The sequence below is a fragment of the Paenibacillus cremeus genome (genome assembly GCF_007786445.1).
Classification (GTDB): domain Bacteria; phylum Bacillota; class Bacilli; order Paenibacillales; family NBRC-103111; genus Paenibacillus_G; species Paenibacillus_G cremeus.
In genome coordinates, this window is record NZ_VNJI01000016.1 from 91,081 (window position 1) to 106,591 (window position 15,511).

The window sequence follows — 15,511 nt, forward strand, 5'->3', positions numbered from 1 at the left end:
TGAGATGTCCAAACAAGTGAAAGCGATCACCCAGCCCCCGGAAAGCCTCCTGTTTCCCAAATCGAATTACCGCTGGGAGGACTCGCCGGACCCTGCCAAATTTTCCGAATGCGTGCATTGCGGTATGTGCCTCGAATCTTGTCCGACCTATCAGCAGACCGGACTTGAAGCCCACTCCCCGCGCGGGCGCGTCTATTTAATTAAATCGGTAGCGGAAGGAAAGCTGCAGCTGAACGATTTTTTCGCCGCTCCGGTCAATGCTTGCTTGGATTGCCGTGCCTGTGAAACGGCGTGCCCTTCCGGGGTGCAGGTAGGAGCACTGGTCGAGGAAGCTCGCGGACAGCTGTACAAAGAAACGCCGCCGTCCGGCTTTTCCGGGGTGCTGAACAAGTTCTTTTTGCGCGGATTGTTCCCGCATGCCTCCCGGATGCGAATGATGTCGGGGCTTACCCGGTTTTATCAGCGGTCTGGCGTCAGGTATGTAGCCCGGCGAGCCGGGCTGCTCCGCGTTCTGCCGGTGCATTTACAGGAGATGGAAAAGGCGCTCCCGGATCTGAAGACCAAGCCGGTGCTGGGCCGGGTAGAAACGGTGCTCGCTCCAATTGGTCCCAAGCGGGCCCGAGTGGCGGTGCTTACAGGCTGCGTGATGGACGCGGTCTTCGCAGATATCAATGAAGCGACGATTAACGTGCTGCGGCATAACGGCTGTGAGGTATGGATCCCACAAGATCAATCCTGCTGCGGTGCCTTGCATGTACATGCCGGTGACCGGGATATGGCGAAGCAGCTGGCGAAGCGCAATATCGACGCCTTCTTATCCGAGGAGATCGATGCGGTGATTATTAACGCCGCAGGCTGCGGATCCACGCTGAAGGAATACGGCGAGCTGCTCAAATCCGATCCGCAGTACGCGGATAAGGCGCATCTTTTTGCCGATAAGACCGTCGATGTCTCCAGCTTCCTTGACCAGCTTGGCTTAATTCCGCCGAAGGGCGAGGTCGATCTGACGATCACCTATCACGACGCCTGCCACTTGGCTCATGCCCAGGGGGTTCGGGCGGAGCCTCGCCGATTGCTGGCCTCCGTTCCGGGGCTCAAAATGGTCGCGCTGCCGGACTCGGACCGCTGCTGCGGCAGTGCCGGCGTGTACAACATCACGCATCCGGAGATGGCGGGCGAGCTGCTGGACCGGAAAATGAACGACGTTCCCAGCGGCTGCGACGCGGTGGTTATGGGCAACCCGGGCTGCATGATGCAGTTTATGGTCGGTGTGGTGCGCCACGACCGCTCCGAGCAAATTCTCCACACGATCCAGGTGCTGGATTGGGCTTACCGTGGAATGAAGCAATCGAAGGAGGGGGGCGTACGGCAATGAGTTTGGATGCCAAGCTAAAAGCATCGATCGTCCAGCAATTCGAGCACATCGTCGGGCCGCGAGCGGTGCTGCACCGGTATGAGGATCTGCTCGCCTATGAGTGCGACGGCTATACGGTTCATAAAGGCGTGCCGTCTCTGGTGGTATTCCCCAAATCCACGCAGGAGGTATCGGAGGTCGTCCGGATTTTGCATCACCACCGGATTCCGTATTTGCCAAGAGGAGCGGGGACGGGGCTCAGCGGCGGGGCAACAGCCTTGAACGGGGAAGTGATTATCAGCTTAGCCCGCATGAACAAGCTGGTTTCTGTGGATTATCCGAATCGGCGGGCGGTCGTGCAGCCGGGCTTTATCAATCTCAAGCTGTCCAACTCCATTTCGTCCAAAGGCTACTACTATGCCCCCGATCCGTCGAGCCAAGCGGCTTGCACCATTGGAGGCAATGTTGGCGAAAATGCCGGAGGCGCACACTGTCTGAAATATGGCGTGACCACGAACCATGTGCTCGGACTAGAGCTAGTGCTGCCGGATGGTGAAATTGTGCAGATCGGCGGCGTTCCGGATGCTCCGGGGTATGATTTGCTTGGGTTTTTGACCGGCTCTGAGGGGACGATGGGGATTATCACAGAAATTACGGTGCGGATCCTGAAAAAGCCGGAGGGCATCCTTACCGTGCTGGCGCTCTATGATGAGGTGGAAGACGCGAGCCTGGCTGTGTCGGATATTATTGCCGAAGGCATCGTTCCGGCGGCGCTGGAGATGATGGACCGGACGGCGATCGAAGGCGTGGAGTCGGGCAACTATCCGGTCGGGTATCCTCGGGATTTGGGCGCGGTGCTGATCGTGGAGGTGGACGGCGTTATTGCTGGCCTGCAGGAGCAAATCGACCGCGTCATTGAGGTGTGCCGCAAGCATCGGGTGCGTGAGGTGCGTCAAGCGAACAGCCCTGAGGAACGGGCTCGCTGGTGGGCGAACCGCAAAACCGCCTTCGGCGCGATGGGTACTATTTCGCCGGATTATTTGGTGCAGGACGGCGTCATTCCGCGGAGCCGATTGCCCGAGGTGTTGAGCCGGATCGGCGAGGTCAGCCGGAAGTACGACCTGCGGATCGCCAACGTATTTCATGCCGGCGACGGCAATCTGCACCCGCTCATTCTGTATAATTCCCGGAACGACGGAGAGACGCAACGTGCGGTGCAAGCGGGCTCCGAGGTGCTCAAGGTGTGCGCCGACGTCGGCGGATCGATCACCGGTGAGCATGGCGTAGGCGTGGAAAAAATGGAGGATATGCGGTTCATTTTCACCGAGGAGGAAATGCAGGCGCAGATTCGCATCCGCGATGTGTTCAATCCGGACCAGCTGTGCAATCCCGGCAAAATTTTCCCCAAACCGGCTCGCTGTGTGGAGCTGAAGCAGCCTAAAGTGTTGGGCGAGCACCAGGCTAGTGTGAATACTATGGTTCATTGATTGTAACAAGGGATAGAACGAATTCGTTTCGTTTTATCCTTTTTTTGCGATGCTAACTACCAGCATATGGTATAATGGGACGGGATTTATTTGCTTTAGATATCAGGACTAGAAATAGGGGGAGTTTCCAATCGAAGCCGCGTCGAACCAGAAGAACCAGTCCGGTGTCGTTCATCTTGTGCCCCATTTTCATTACGATACTGTGTATTTGAAGACGTATGAGCAATATTTGGAGCCGGCGCTCAGCCATATTCACGAAGCGCTCCGCATCATGTCGGTGAACGAAGATTATACATTTATGATCGAGCAGACGATTTTGCTTGAGGAATATTGGGAGCGCTTTCCGGAGCAGCGGGCGCTGCTTCGGCAACTGGCGAAGGACGGCCGACTGGAGATTGCCTGCGGGATGTACTGCATGCCGGATACGAACATTCCGTCGGGGGAATCGTTCATCCGTCAGGTGACGAAGGGGAAGCGGTGGGCCCGCGAGCATCTTGGCATCGACGTCAAGGTGGCCTGGCTGTCCGACAGCTTCGGTCACCATCCTCAGCTGCCCCAGCTGCTGCAGCATTGCGGCTACGATTCCTATGTGTTCGGCAGAGGCATGGACCCTTCGGCGGTGACTCCGTTTATGTGGAACGGCATCGACGGGACATCCATTTTCACACATCGGCTGCATGGCGGCTACGGACTCATTATGTTCTCCGCAGCGGTGCAGAACGCACTGGAGCTGAACTTGAATTCGACCAAGGGCGGCGACGCCATTCGAGAGCGCATCCGATTGCTGGAGTCGGTTGCGACTGAGCGCGAGCATCTGCTCTTGCCCAACGGGGGCGATATGGCGAAGCCGCAGCAGGAAGCGGTTGCCGCCGTGGCCGATTATAATGCTAGGCGGGGTGAGGGGCCGGAGTGCGTGTTTTCGAGCATTCACCGGTATGTCCATTCCGTTCAAGAGGCTGCAGCGGATGGATTGCCGGAGGTCTCCCAAGATATTAACCCGGTCACACCAGGGGTTAACAGCTCGCGAATGGCGATCAAGCTGTGGAATCGTGCGCTCGAAGGGAAGCTGCAGGCCGCTGAGCGCTGGCGGGCCGCCATGTCGCTGCAAGGAGGCTTGAAAGCGGCGGATGGCGACGCTCGGAGAAGCTTTTGGCTGGACGCGGCTTGGGAGCAGGTGCTGTTCAATCAATTCCACGATATTATAAGCGGCACCATCGTCGATGAAGGGTATGTCGATACGCTCAGGCGATATCGGGAGGCGGATTCGCATTTGGCGAAAACCATCTCCAGCCTAAAAGCGGAGATGGCGGCGGTCACGCAGACGGAGGCTGCAGGTACGAACAGCGGGCTTCGAGATCTGGAGCTGCTGGTGTTTAACCCTTCGGGCTTCGAGCGCGAAGAGGTTGTAAGCTTCCCGGTGGAGCTGAGCCGAACGGATTCGACCGGAGTTCGGGTGTACCGTGAGGATGGCACTGAAGTACCTGCGGAACTTAGGGTGATTGCGGCAGATCAGCATGGCTCAAGACGCGTGGAGATTCGGATTGCCGATCGTTTCGGCGCTTTGGCGAGTGGGAGCTATAAGGCCGTTTGGGAGACGCAGGGGCAGGATCAGACGTCTGATTCCGCGAAGTCCTATCGTTTGCAGCAAAATCAGGATGGCAGCTTCGCTTTCGAGAACGAGCATTGTCGTGTGCATGTCGCTGGCAGCGGCTGTATTGTCTCCTATGAGCTCATCGCGTCCGGAGAGCAGTGGATTCCGTTGGGCAAGGCTTGGAACGATCTTTGGTTTTTGTCGGATGCCGGGGACTTGTGGCTGTATAGCGATTCCATCCTGAACGGCGCGTTCTATGGCCCGATGGAGGACGTGTTCGAAGAGATGATGACGGACGGGAAGCCGTATGTCAGGCACTGGCTGGGCAGCTCGCTGAAGTCGGCCGGCACGATCTCCGTCAAGGACGAGGATGCGGAGAAGATCGTTCTAGAGAGCAAAGGGACGATGCAGTTCTGGAAAATGCGGGTCGCCTATGAGAAGCTCATTTACTTGTACAAGCACTCTGGAAAAATCGGGTTCGAGACGAAGCTGACGGGGGCGGGGAAAAATTACCGACTCGTAGCCGCCTTCCCTACGGATCTGGAGCAAGGGCAGCTGTATCATGAAATTCCTTTCGGAACCGTGCACAGGCAGTCCGGAGAATTCCCCGCGCAAAACTGGGCGGCGCTTGAGGAAGGGCAGCGGGGCGTGCTGCTATCGAACGCAGGGATTCCAGGCAACGGAAGGCTGGGGGGCTTGCTGTATTTGGCCTTGACCCGTTCCGTGTCGATGGCCTACAAGACCGAGTCGGAGCTGGCGTACGAGGAAGGCGTGAGCCATACTTACCGGTACGAGGTATGTCCGTACGAGGGCATGACGCATGTCGGCCTGCAGCCTTGGCGCCAAGGAGAACGGCTCAACCTACCGCTGCAAACGGCCGTTTATCCGGCGGGAACGCCGCTGGTCCAATTGGACGGGATCAAGGTGGACAACGACTCCATCCACGTGGCGGGCGTCTATCAAGAAGCGGACAAATGGATCGTTCGCGTTTACGAAGCGAGCGGCAGCGGGGCAAAAGGCACGATCCGACTCCCATATGCCCCCGAGCCCATGCTTTATTCGGAAGAGGATGTGCTGGGGGAAGTGCGAACCGAACCTCGAAGCACGAATGGAACGATCGCTGTGGAGCTTGGCGGCTTTCAAATCAAGACGTACGCGATTCGTAGAGCGTAGCGAACAGCACATCTATACGCTTATGGGCGAAATGGGTGGGTTTCTTCTCGTCGCAGACATATAGAATGCACGAGTGCCATCGAAACAACAAAAACCAGCTGGGCGAACTTCCGCTCAACTGGTTTTTCTTTTTACTGATTATACCCCAGCTTCCTAGATACAGCATACGCAGCATCTCTTACCTTTTGCACCAGGCCCGGCAGCTGCTCCTCGCCAAAATGCACTTCCAGTCCTGCGATACTAAGCGCGGCGATAATTTGCCCGGAATGATCGAAGATGGGGGCGCTTAGCTCGGCGGTATAATCCTCAAGCTCCGAACGGCTGAAGCTGTACCCGCTCGCTCTGGAAAGTGCAAGGGAAGCGCGCAATTGCTCTTTATCGAGGATCGTTCTGGAGCCGATTGGTTTTAATTCAATTTCGTCCAAATAAAGCTCTCGTTCCTGCTCCGGCATAAAAGCGAGAATAATCCGGGAGGAGGCGCCTGCATAGAGCGGCGCTTTTTTTCCTATCTTAGTAAAAAGTCGGACCGGATGATCGGTATCCAGCTTTTCAATGTAAATCGACTCCCAGTCGTCGCGAAGCACGAGGTGTACGGCTTCTCCGACGTCGTCGCGCAGCTGCTGCATAACCGGTAAAGCGATCGGACGGATATCGAGCCGTTCGGCCACCAGATTCCCGAATTGCAGGAACAGCAGTCCGAGGGAGTATTGTCCATCCTTATCCTTATTCAGAAATCCCATCTCTTCCAGCGAGCCGATCATGCGATGGACGGAGGTTTTGGGGATGCAGGAGAGCTGTGCCATTTCGTTAATGCTCAGCCGTCGGTGAGTCAAAAAGAGATTCAGGAGGTCCATGGATCTGACGACGGTTTTATTCTTGTTTTGCAATGCTTCCACCTACTAAAATTGGATGATTTTGGTCCGGCGCACTTCTCATGATTACGTTAAACCAGTATACAATGAATTCAGAAAAATTTCTTCTTGATTTTCGTTTAATTCCGACTATAATTATCGTATATATTAGGATTGAAAATCGGAATTACGGTTCCGAAATTCGGGATTTTAAGTATGAAAACAGAGATGACAAGAGGGAAGGGAAAAGGAATGAAGGCACAAGTATTGGAAGTAAGAAGCAGACGGGACATTGTTGATTTCATCAACTCAAATCCGATCAGCAGCCCTGGTTTCAAAATTATTTTGCTCGCGCTGGCAGGGGTTTTTGTGGACGCCTATGATTTCACCAGCATCGGCATCGGTACGGCCCAGCTTCAGCAGCAGTTCGGTCTTTCGTCCGTACAGCTTGGAAGCTTGACAGCGATTATGGCCGTAGGCTCGTTGCTCGGGGCGGTTTTCGGCGGGTACTACACCGATAAATTCGGACGCAACAAAATGTTCCTCATCGATTTGTTCCTGATGGTTTTCGCCGCGATAGGCGCAGCGCTTTCCCCGAACTTTGGCTGCCTTGTCTTTTTCCGCCTTCTGATGGGGATTGGGGTAGGACTCGACATTCCTGTAGCCTTGAGCTTCATCGCGGAGTTCAGCAACATGAAGAAAAAGGGATCCAACGTCACGCTTTGGTGCCCATTATGGTTTAGCGCCGCATCGATCACCGGACTGATCGCCCTGCCGTTTTATTTCCTGAATCAGTCGGAGCATATTTGGAGATGGTCTGTCGGACTCGGCGGCGTGTTCGCTCTGATTGTTTTGTTCCTGCGTTACTTCTATATGAATGAAAGCCCGCTGTGGGCGGCGCATCATCTGTCGCTCGAGGAAAGTGCAAAGGTCATTCGAAAAACGTACAATATTCAAGTGAAGGTTCTTCCGCAAGCTAAAAGCAGTAAAAGCACGGACATCAGCAAGGAAAAGCTTTCTTACAAAGCGATTTTTCAAGGAAAATATAAATTAAGAACGGTGCTCGCTTCGATCATCACGTTCACGCAGAGTATGGAATATTTTGCGGTCGGCTTCTACATTCCTACCATCTCTACCATTTTGTTCGGAAAAGGTGTCATTTATGCGATTACCGGCACCATCGTGTTCAATCTGTTCGGCGCACTGGGCGGTTTCCTCGGATCCTCGCTGAATACGCGTCTGGGCGTTCGCAAGCTTTCCATAATCGGCTTTGTCGTAGCTTCTGTCGGGCTGCTTTTGATGGGTACTGTGGGCAATTCCTACGTAGGCATTTCCGCGGTTCTGCTCGCCGCTTTTATTTTCGGTCATGCGTTTGGACCAGGCTCTCAAGGCATGACGATGGCGACGCTGTCGTATCCGACGGAGCTGCGCGGACTTGGAGCGGGCTTTGGACAAGGTATTACGCGGGTCGGCAGTATTTTAGGATTTTTCCTCTTCCCAGTCGTACTGGCCGCTGCAGGCTTGTATAATACGCTCCTGCTGCTGGCGATCGTGCCGATTCTTGGTCTGATTGCAACGCTTCTGATCAAGTGGGAGCCGGTCGGTCAGGATGTCGAGAACGAGAATCCAGCCGCAGCAAGCACCCAAAAGGACAAAAAAGCCGTAATGGCATAATTGCGATGCGATAAAATGAGTGTTAGCCCTATATAAGCGGTTTAGCCCCGAGAATCGGATCTTATCAAGCTGGTATCCCCACTTGGTAAGTCCGCTTGGGGTTAACCTTTTTAACGGCTGTTTTTCTTGGAGGGGATTCGTATGCAAGCTGTAGAGATGTCCCCGCTGGGGGATTGTGCGATTATCGTAAGGTTGGGCGACAAGGTCGATTTGGAAACCCATGCAAAGGTCCAAATTTTAGTGGATTATTTGGCGAAGCAGCCTTTTGACGGCATGGTGGAATATATTCCTGCGTTCACCTCGGTTACGGTGGTTTATGATCCGGTTCGCATTTTTATGAACGAGCGTGAGGCTGCACAAACGGAAGAGATCGCCTACCCCTATGACTGCGTAGAGAAAAAGCTGATGGCCGTCGTCGAGCAGCTGCATGCAGGAGCAAGGCCAGACCCGCGAGTCGTACAGATCCCGGTGTGCTATGGGGGAGAATTCGGCGTGGATTTGGAGCATGTGGCGGAGATCAACGGATTAAGCACGGACGAAGTAATTCAGATTCATTCCAGCGGGGAGTATCTGGTGTATATGCTGGGCTTTGCCCCGGGCTTTCCTTATTTGGGAGGCATGGATAAACGGATTTCCGCGCCGCGTAAGCAGACTCCGCGACTAGCTATTCCGCCGGGAACGGTAGGGATTGCGGGGGAGCAAACCGGCATCTATCCGATCGAAACACCGGGAGGCTGGCAGCTGATCGGCAGAACGCCGCTAGCTTTGTTTTTGCCTGACAAGCAGCCTCCGACTCTGCTCGAAGCGGGGGATATCATTCGTTTTTACCCTATTACCCGCAAGGAGTATGACCAGTGGAGGGAGAGTCGATGACGATTCGTGTTGTTAAACCGGGCCTCCTTTCCACGCTGCAGGATTTAGGGAGGCAGGGGTATCAAAAGTATGGTGTCATAGTCAGCGGTGCCATGGACAGCTTTGCCCATAAGTGTGCGAATCTGTTAGTCGGCAATGACGAAAAGGAAGCCACGATCGAAATGACCGTGATCGGACCTGCTTTGTATTTTGAGGCTCCGGTGCTGATCGCGATTTGCGGCTCGAATCTGTCACCCCGAATTAATGGCGTCCCGGTACCTTTATGGAGGCCTGTATATATTCCAGCGGGCATGACGCTTCAGTTTGGCTCCTCGCGAGAAGGCAGCCGGTGTTATTTGGCCATAGCCGGTGGACTGGATGTCCCTATGCAAATGAACAGCTACTCCACTTACCTTCGTGCAGGGATTGGTGGCTACGATGGCAGGGCGCTGAAGGAGAACGATCGGCTCTCGATCAAGCCAGTAAACCCGGATGGCGCAAAAATGATGAAGCTGCTTAGCGAAAAATGGACCGATGAAACACCATTCAGCTCCGTTGCTTGGCGTGTATCGTTTGAGCTGATGCCGGCCTATGACGTGAATCCCGTTCTTCGGGTGATCCCGGGCGCGCAGTATCCTTTATTTGATCCCGCCAGCCTGGATGACTTGTTCACCGCTGATTTTAAGGTTCAGCCGCAGTCGGATCGGATGGGCTACCGGTTAGCCGGAGTACCATTGCAGATGCTGGAACGCCGGGAACTGCTCTCCGAGCCAGTGACGTTCGGGACGGTGCAAGTGCCTCCGGACGGAAATCCCATCGTACTGATGGCCGACCGCCAAACAACGGGGGGATACCCGAAGGTGGCTCAGGTGATCTCGGCCGATCTGCCATTGCTCGCTCAAGCCCAGATCGGGAGCAGCATCCGGTTTAAGCTGGTCGATCTTCAGGAAGCGCAGGAAGCTTATTTGCGAACGGAAATGAACCTGCTGTTTTTGAAAAAGAGCATTCAAATGCATTTGATCTAGGAGGACTCATTCATGAAATATGTGGACCTGAATTGCGATATGGGCGAAAGCTTCGGGGCGTATAGCTTGGGCCGAGATGCGGAAATTTTGGCGCATGTGACCTCGGCGAACATTGCCTGTGGATTTCACGCGGGGGACGCAAGCACGATGCGGAAAACTGTTAAGCTGGCGCTGGAGCACGGCGTAGGCATCGGCGCTCATCCGGGCTTGCAGGATTTGATCGGCTTCGGCCGGAGAAAGATGGACATCTCCCCTCAAGAGGCATACGACATCGTCGTTTATCAGATCGGCGCTTTGTGGGGCTTTGTCCGGTCCGAAGGCGGGAAGTTGCAGCATGTAAAAGCCCATGGCGAGCTGTATAACATGGCCGCTCTGAATGCGGGCTTAGCCGAGGCGATCGCGGAAGCGGTGTATAAGGTGGATCCGGAGCTGATCCTGCTCGGACTAGCGGGAAGTGAGCTGGTGACCGCAGGGAAGAAAGCCGGTCTTCGCACAGCCAGCGAGGTATTCTCGGACCGTACGTACCAGTCCAACGGCTCTTTAACACCGAGAAGACAGCCGGATGCCATGATCACGGATGAGCAGGAGTCTGTGAAGCAGGTCATTCGCATGGTCAATGAAGGAAAGATTCTGTCGAGACAAAACGAAGATGTCAGCATTCAAGCGGATACGATCTGTATTCATGGGGATGGCTTGCACGCGCTTGAATTCGCCCAAACGATCCATACTTCCTTGAAGCAAGCCGGCATTATTGTACAGTCGATTGGAACAACCATGTCCGGCAAATCATCCTAAGAACGACAGGAGCGAAAGAGCAGAATGATGAATCCGCTGCATATACAAACTGAAGTATTAGTCATCGGCTCCGGCGCAGCTGGCTTGATGGCCGCCAAAGCGGCGGCAAGTGAAGGCGCTAAAGTGGTATTGGTCGACAAAAGCCTTGTCGGACGCGGGGGCGCGACGATTCTCGCACAGATGACGGTCGCCGTTGCCTTGGGTGAGGCCGAGGAGGATTCGCCGGATATCCATTTCGAAGATACGATGAAGGGCAGCCGCGGGATGGCCGACCCGGAGATCGTCCGTACGATTGTGGACCGTGGACCCGAGCTGATCCGTGAGGTCGAAGGCTTTGGTGTAAAATGGGCCAGAACACCGGACGGGAAGCATTCCCAAGTGGTAGCACCAGGCCATTCCCGCAGACGCTGCGTTTATGTAGACATATTAAACACAGGCGGGGCGACCTCTGCCGGATTGCGAAAAGCGATCTGGAAGGATGCTTCCATCGAGCGCATGAAAAACATCATGATCACCAAACTAGTGGTTGAGGATGGCCAAGTTATCGGGGCGGTCGGGTTTGCCATGGAGCAATTTCAACCTGTGACCATCGCGGCCAACGCTGTTATCCTGGCCACCGGCGGTCTAACCGAGATCTATGAACGCAACAGCGCCTCGGCGAATATGACGGGCGACGGCTTCGTTCTGGCTGCGGAAGCGGGAGCGGAGCTGCGGGATTTGGAAATGGTCCAATTTTTCCCGATTGCCCATCTGCATCCTCCGCTGGTCGGCATTGATCCGATCATGTGGGACCCGTTCCGCTACAAATTGGGCGGCAGACTGCTCAACGGTCAGCAGGAAGAATTCATGGATAAATATAATAGCGAAGTATCGGGTAATTACACCGCGGCGCGCGACCAGACGACCTTTGCGATTTTTAAAGAAGTGGAAGCGGGAAGAGGGACGCCGCACGGTGGCGCGTATCTCGATTTCCGCATGGTACCTGAAGAGAAGCTGAAGGAAGCGTTCGGTCCGGTCATCGATATTTTGCGCAATCAAGGTGTGGATTTGACCCGGGATATGGTCGAAGTCGCTCCGATGGCTCACTTCACCATGGGCGGTATTCGGGTGAACAGCAGCATGGAAACGACCGTGCCTGGATTGTTCGCCTGCGGCGAGCTGATCTATGGCATGCACGGCGCCAACCGCTTGTCGGGTAACGCGATTACGGAAGCGCTGGTATCGGGCCGGATCGCTGCCGAGGTTGCAGCCAAGGCGGAGCGCCAGCCGGATGCATCGGAGCGTTTGCAGTCCGAGCTTGCGAAGGAGCTCCAGCGCTTGGAGCAGTTCTGGCATCCGCGCGAGGTGGACAAGGACGAGGTTTCGATCCTTTCCGTGAAGCACGAGCTGCAAAAGCTGATGTGGGAAGGCGCCGGGCCTTTGCGGACGGAAGCCGGCTTAAGCCGTGCAGCGGAGCTTCTTCGGGAGCTAAGTGAGCGCGTAGAAGGGATTGCTTTGGCCAAACAGAGCTATTTTGCGCTGACGCTGGTAGAGAAACTGGAATTGGTCCATATGATCAAGCTCAGCGAAGCGATCATTATGGGTGCGCAGGCTAGACGCGAAACCAGAGGCGCGCATGTTCGTCTGGATTACGATCAAGCCTATGCGGATGCGATCAGTACGCAATTCCAATTGGAGGCAAATCGTCAATGGACGATGAAGGAAATGACGCTGTCGGAGTCGAAGCAGCTGAGCAAAGGGGGCGTCGTGTAACCATGTCTATCGTAACCTTGAATGTTGTCCGCGGCGATGCGGCCACCGGGAGAAGAACGGAAGAATACCAGGTGCCCTATCGGGACGGAATGAGCTTGCTGGATGCTATTTTTTGGATCCGGGAGCATGTTGATCCTTCCTTTTCCGTCCGGTATTCCTGCAGATCGGCCAATGCCTGCAAGGAGTGTATGGCGGTCGTGGAAGGGAAAGCTGGGTACTTGTGCAGCCTTCGGGCAGTGCCGGACTCTAAGGTGAATATTGAGCCGTTGAGTGGGCTGCCATGGATTAAAGATTTGGCGACTGCTTTGGAGTAGAAGATTAAGGAGGGTGTCCCATCGGACGCTCTCTTTTTTTAATTTGGCGTATATTGGAAAAGATATGGGAATGATATGACATTTTGCGAGGGCGGTGGAGGATGTACTTACAAAAGCTCAACGACGCGTGGTCAGCTTATTTGGAAGCGAAGGGGATTAGGGAGTCCATCGTGATTACGAATACGACCAAGCTGCCTCCTTTTGCAGGTATATATATGCTGGAGTTCATATATCGCGACAAGCGGTACCATCTGTATCACACGCTGGGTCAGACTGAATATGAGCTGCGCGAGCTGAGTGAAGGTTATGATTGTACCACCTTTGAAGCGGTCTTGGGTGTGGATGAAGAGCTGGCGGATGCGTTCATGGAGGCCGTGAATGGTTTTATGGCTCAAAGGCTTGAGGGTATTCAGACCTCTGTGGATTGCAGCGACGGGTTGGAGTTGGGGAAGGAACGGATTTGGCGGGTGCGATTAAACACACACGACGGATCTCCTAATAAATGATATATTATTCCTATACCCATTCAAAAGGAGCCATGTAGCGATGTACGAGCATCTTGTATTTTTTAAGTTTAATACCACTATCACGCCAGGCAAACAGCAGGAACTGCTGGATCAATTGCTAGCTTTTCGAAATCGGATCCCTGGGATCGTGGATTTGAGTGCAGGGATCAACGTAACCGAAGAAACACATAACATCAAGGGCTTCACGCTCGGATTACGAGTTACTTTCGAGGATCTGGAGTCGCTGCGTGCCTATGGTCCGCATCCTGTTCACCAGGAATTTGTTAGTTCGCTGAAAGGCATTTTGGAAGATGTGATTGTGGTTGATTATCCAAAAATATAAAGAATCCTAGAAGGAGCTGCCGACACGAATCGGCGGCTTCCTTTTGTTTATAGGCAGAGCAATGTGACGATCCGTCGGAGAGCAATAATTTAATTATCATCCAAGCGTTGGTAATGATGACTAGGTCTACATGATAAAATCCATTTGGAGAGGACAGAAGTTTTTGACAAAAAAATAAATTCAGAGGGGTTGAAAAGGATGGCCACCTGCTTTTTGTTAACCGGAAAGCCTCGTGTGGGCAAATCAACTGCAATCAAACGAATTATTGACCAAGTGGGAACAGAATATTTTGGTGGTTTTTATACCGAAGAGATACGTGACTTGACGAATCGCACTGGATTTAATTGTGTGACGCTTAGTGGCGAGAGTGTACGAATGGCGAGTGTTGATAGTACAAGCCCGCTAAGGGTAGGGAGATATGGGGTTGATATCGAGGCTTTTGAGTCTATCGCTTTGGAGGCCGTTAAGCAATCGTTAGCTGCCAAAAGGGTTACAGTCATTGATGAAATTGGCTTCATGCAAATGTTATCGATCCCTTTTCAAGAGATGATCTATGACGCTATTTCTAGCTCTCAACATCTTATTTTAGGGACTATTTGTGTAGATAGCCATCCAGCAATGGATAAGATTAAAGGAATGTACGCAATACAGCTGTATGAGATGAAGGAAGAAAATCGGGAGGCGATAGTTGAAGTTTTGGCGAAAGATATTAATAAGCTTTTACAGAATGAAAATTATTCCAAATAAGGAGCGCAATTTTTGCTAGTATAGAGGTAAATTGGAAGGGTGGGGTGAAAAAAATGTTTTTTGTGAACTCACGAGCCATCATTGAGCGAAATCATAACGGAGTACTTGAAATTCTTGTCCAAACTCGGAATAAACCTGGTGAGCCTCCAAAAACCGAATTACCAGGCGGTAGAATTGAGCCTTATGAATCGCTTGTCGCGGCGCTGGTCAGAGAAGTCAAGGAAGAAACAGGTTTAAATGTTGTAGAAATGGAAGGCGAGGATACGCGAATCGATACCCTCGGCATAGACTCGAGCTTTGAAGTGGAATGTATCAGACCATTTGGGGCGTATCAGACCCTTAAGGGTCCTTTTGATTCGGTGGGTGTGTACTTTCGTTGCAAAGCAGAAGGGGAACTGTTGAAATCAGGTGACGATACGAAAAATCCAAGATGGGTTTCCGTCGTTGAGTTATTGATGCAGGATGACCCGTTACAATTTTCAAATGTGGACAGAGCTGGAATTTTATTTTACTTGAAGAGCTTGAAGAGGGAGAGTGAATAGCTTGGACAGCACGTCGGTACTGATTGACTTCCTTTTGAAGAAATACGCCTCAGAGAAAAAAGGCACTCTGCATGTCATCGAACAGTTATCCGACGAAGATATTGTATGGGCGCCTACTCCTGAGAGTAACAGCATCGCTAATTTAGCAGCGCACATTTGGGGAACGGTTCATCAGCGCATTGAAACCGCTTTCTTTGATATTCCGGATACAAGAGTCCGTGAGATGGAGTTTGATCGGGAGCTCCGACTCACCAAACAGCAAGCTATGGAGCTTATTGCCAAGTCTTTTGACCGTATTCTGGAGGTTCTGGAACAAGTAAAAGCGAAGCCGGAAATGCTGCTGGACCAGCCTTACTTAAATTTGCCGCCACTGACGAATAGCGGTGTAGATAACCAAGCTACCGTGCTTGAAATGCTTTTGCATCAATTTAGACATCTGCCGGGTCATACGGGTCAAATCGTTTACATCGCGAAAATGAGAAAGGGCCAGCTGCAATGGTAGGAG

15 protein-coding genes are annotated in these 15,511 nt (G+C 53.2%); 14 read left to right on the forward strand and 1 reads right to left on the reverse strand.

The features are described 5' to 3' along the window. Positions 1–4 precede the first annotated feature (4 nt). From FPZ49_RS14805 to FPZ49_RS14815, 3 genes are all read left to right on the forward strand, one after another. Positions 5–1,375, forward strand: coding sequence for a (Fe-S)-binding protein (locus tag FPZ49_RS14805; protein WP_144847966.1), 1,371 nt, complete (start codon positions 5–7; stop codon positions 1,373–1,375). Next, positions 1,372–2,841, forward strand: a complete 1,470-nt coding sequence (locus tag FPZ49_RS14810) for an FAD-linked oxidase C-terminal domain-containing protein (protein ID WP_144847968.1) — start codon at positions 1,372–1,374, stop codon at positions 2,839–2,841. The genes FPZ49_RS14805 and FPZ49_RS14810 overlap by 4 nt, the downstream gene beginning before the upstream one ends. 178 nt (positions 2,842–3,019) lie before the next feature. Beyond that, complete coding sequence (locus FPZ49_RS14815) at positions 3,020–5,605, forward strand: glycoside hydrolase family 38 N-terminal domain-containing protein (RefSeq protein ID WP_144847970.1); 2,586 nt, start codon at positions 3,020–3,022, stop codon at positions 5,603–5,605. Positions 5,606–5,736: 131 nt separating this feature from the next. On the opposite strand, the gene FPZ49_RS14820 is transcribed toward FPZ49_RS14815, so the two are convergent. Beyond that, entirely contained in the window at positions 5,737–6,492 is a 756-nt protein-coding gene (locus tag FPZ49_RS14820) for an IclR family transcriptional regulator (RefSeq protein WP_186445833.1), read from the reverse strand. Positions 6,493–6,708: 216 nt separating this feature from the next. Between FPZ49_RS14820 and FPZ49_RS14825 the strand changes: the two genes are divergently transcribed. The 11 genes from FPZ49_RS14825 (at position 6,709) to FPZ49_RS14875 (ending at position 15,508) form a co-directional block, all read left to right on the forward strand. After that, the gene (locus FPZ49_RS14825) at positions 6,709–8,130 is read left to right on the forward strand and encodes an MFS transporter (protein WP_144847972.1); all 1,422 of its coding nucleotides are present in this window, start codon (positions 6,709–6,711) and stop codon (positions 8,128–8,130) included. 141 nt (positions 8,131–8,271) lie between these two features. Continuing rightward, positions 8,272–9,003 carry a 5-oxoprolinase subunit PxpB gene (gene pxpB / locus FPZ49_RS14830; protein ID WP_144847974.1) on the forward strand — a complete coding sequence of 244 codons (732 nt, stop codon included), beginning with the start codon at positions 8,272–8,274 and terminating at the stop codon, positions 9,001–9,003. Then, positions 9,000–10,007 carry a 5-oxoprolinase subunit C family protein gene (locus FPZ49_RS14835; protein WP_144847976.1) on the forward strand — a complete coding sequence of 336 codons (1,008 nt, stop codon included), beginning with the start codon at positions 9,000–9,002 and terminating at the stop codon, positions 10,005–10,007. The genes pxpB and FPZ49_RS14835 overlap by 4 nt, the downstream gene beginning before the upstream one ends. 12 nt (positions 10,008–10,019) lie before the next feature. Further along, entirely contained in the window at positions 10,020–10,802 is a 783-nt protein-coding gene (locus FPZ49_RS14840; RefSeq protein WP_144847978.1) for a LamB/YcsF family protein, read from the forward strand. A gap of 24 nt (positions 10,803–10,826) precedes the next feature. Continuing rightward, a complete protein-coding gene (locus FPZ49_RS14845; protein WP_261381417.1) occupies positions 10,827–12,554 on the forward strand; it encodes an FAD-binding protein in 1,728 nt (575 codons plus the stop codon). Between the two features lie 2 nt (positions 12,555–12,556). After that, entirely contained in the window at positions 12,557–12,868 is a 312-nt protein-coding gene (locus tag FPZ49_RS14850; RefSeq protein ID WP_144847980.1) for a 2Fe-2S iron-sulfur cluster-binding protein, read from the forward strand. A 101-nt stretch (positions 12,869–12,969) separates the two neighbouring features. Then, a complete protein-coding gene (locus FPZ49_RS14855) occupies positions 12,970–13,374 on the forward strand; it encodes a hypothetical protein (protein WP_144847982.1) in 405 nt (134 codons plus the stop codon). Between the two features lie 40 nt (positions 13,375–13,414). Beyond that, on the forward strand, positions 13,415–13,717 hold the full coding sequence (locus tag FPZ49_RS14860) for a Dabb family protein (protein ID WP_144847984.1): 303 nt from the start codon (positions 13,415–13,417) through the stop codon (positions 13,715–13,717). 198 nt (positions 13,718–13,915) lie between these two features. Then, on the forward strand, positions 13,916–14,464 hold the full coding sequence (locus FPZ49_RS14865; protein ID WP_144847986.1) for a nucleoside-triphosphatase: 549 nt from the start codon (positions 13,916–13,918) through the stop codon (positions 14,462–14,464). A gap of 53 nt (positions 14,465–14,517) precedes the next feature. Beyond that, complete coding sequence (locus tag FPZ49_RS14870) at positions 14,518–15,006, forward strand: NUDIX hydrolase (protein WP_144847987.1); 489 nt, start codon at positions 14,518–14,520, stop codon at positions 15,004–15,006. A 1-nt stretch (position 15,007) separates the two neighbouring features. Beyond that, positions 15,008–15,508: a DinB family protein gene (locus tag FPZ49_RS14875; RefSeq protein ID WP_186445829.1), complete on the forward strand. Its 501-nt coding sequence runs from the start codon at positions 15,008–15,010 to the stop codon at positions 15,506–15,508. Positions 15,509–15,511 lie beyond the last annotated feature (3 nt).

Coding starts and splice junctions, on each gene's coding strand:
- FPZ49_RS14805 (WP_144847966.1), top strand. CDS start 5: ATGTCCAAACAAGTGAAAGCGATCACCCAGCCCCCGGAAAGCCTCCTG.
- FPZ49_RS14810 (WP_144847968.1), top strand. CDS start 1,372: ATGAGTTTGGATGCCAAGCTAAAAGCATCGATCGTCCAGCAATTCGAG.
- FPZ49_RS14825 (WP_144847972.1), top strand. CDS start 6,709: ATGAAGGCACAAGTATTGGAAGTAAGAAGCAGACGGGACATTGTTGAT.
- pxpB (WP_144847974.1), top strand. CDS start 8,272: ATGCAAGCTGTAGAGATGTCCCCGCTGGGGGATTGTGCGATTATCGTA.
- FPZ49_RS14835 (WP_144847976.1), top strand. CDS start 9,000: ATGACGATTCGTGTTGTTAAACCGGGCCTCCTTTCCACGCTGCAGGAT.
- FPZ49_RS14840 (WP_144847978.1), top strand. CDS start 10,020: ATGAAATATGTGGACCTGAATTGCGATATGGGCGAAAGCTTCGGGGCG.
- FPZ49_RS14845 (WP_261381417.1), top strand. CDS start 10,827: ATGATGAATCCGCTGCATATACAAACTGAAGTATTAGTCATCGGCTCC.
- FPZ49_RS14850 (WP_144847980.1), top strand. CDS start 12,557: ATGTCTATCGTAACCTTGAATGTTGTCCGCGGCGATGCGGCCACCGGG.
- FPZ49_RS14855 (WP_144847982.1), top strand. CDS start 12,970: ATGTACTTACAAAAGCTCAACGACGCGTGGTCAGCTTATTTGGAAGCG.
- FPZ49_RS14860 (WP_144847984.1), top strand. CDS start 13,415: ATGTACGAGCATCTTGTATTTTTTAAGTTTAATACCACTATCACGCCA.
- FPZ49_RS14865 (WP_144847986.1), top strand. CDS start 13,916: ATGGCCACCTGCTTTTTGTTAACCGGAAAGCCTCGTGTGGGCAAATCA.
- FPZ49_RS14870 (WP_144847987.1), top strand. CDS start 14,518: ATGTTTTTTGTGAACTCACGAGCCATCATTGAGCGAAATCATAACGGA.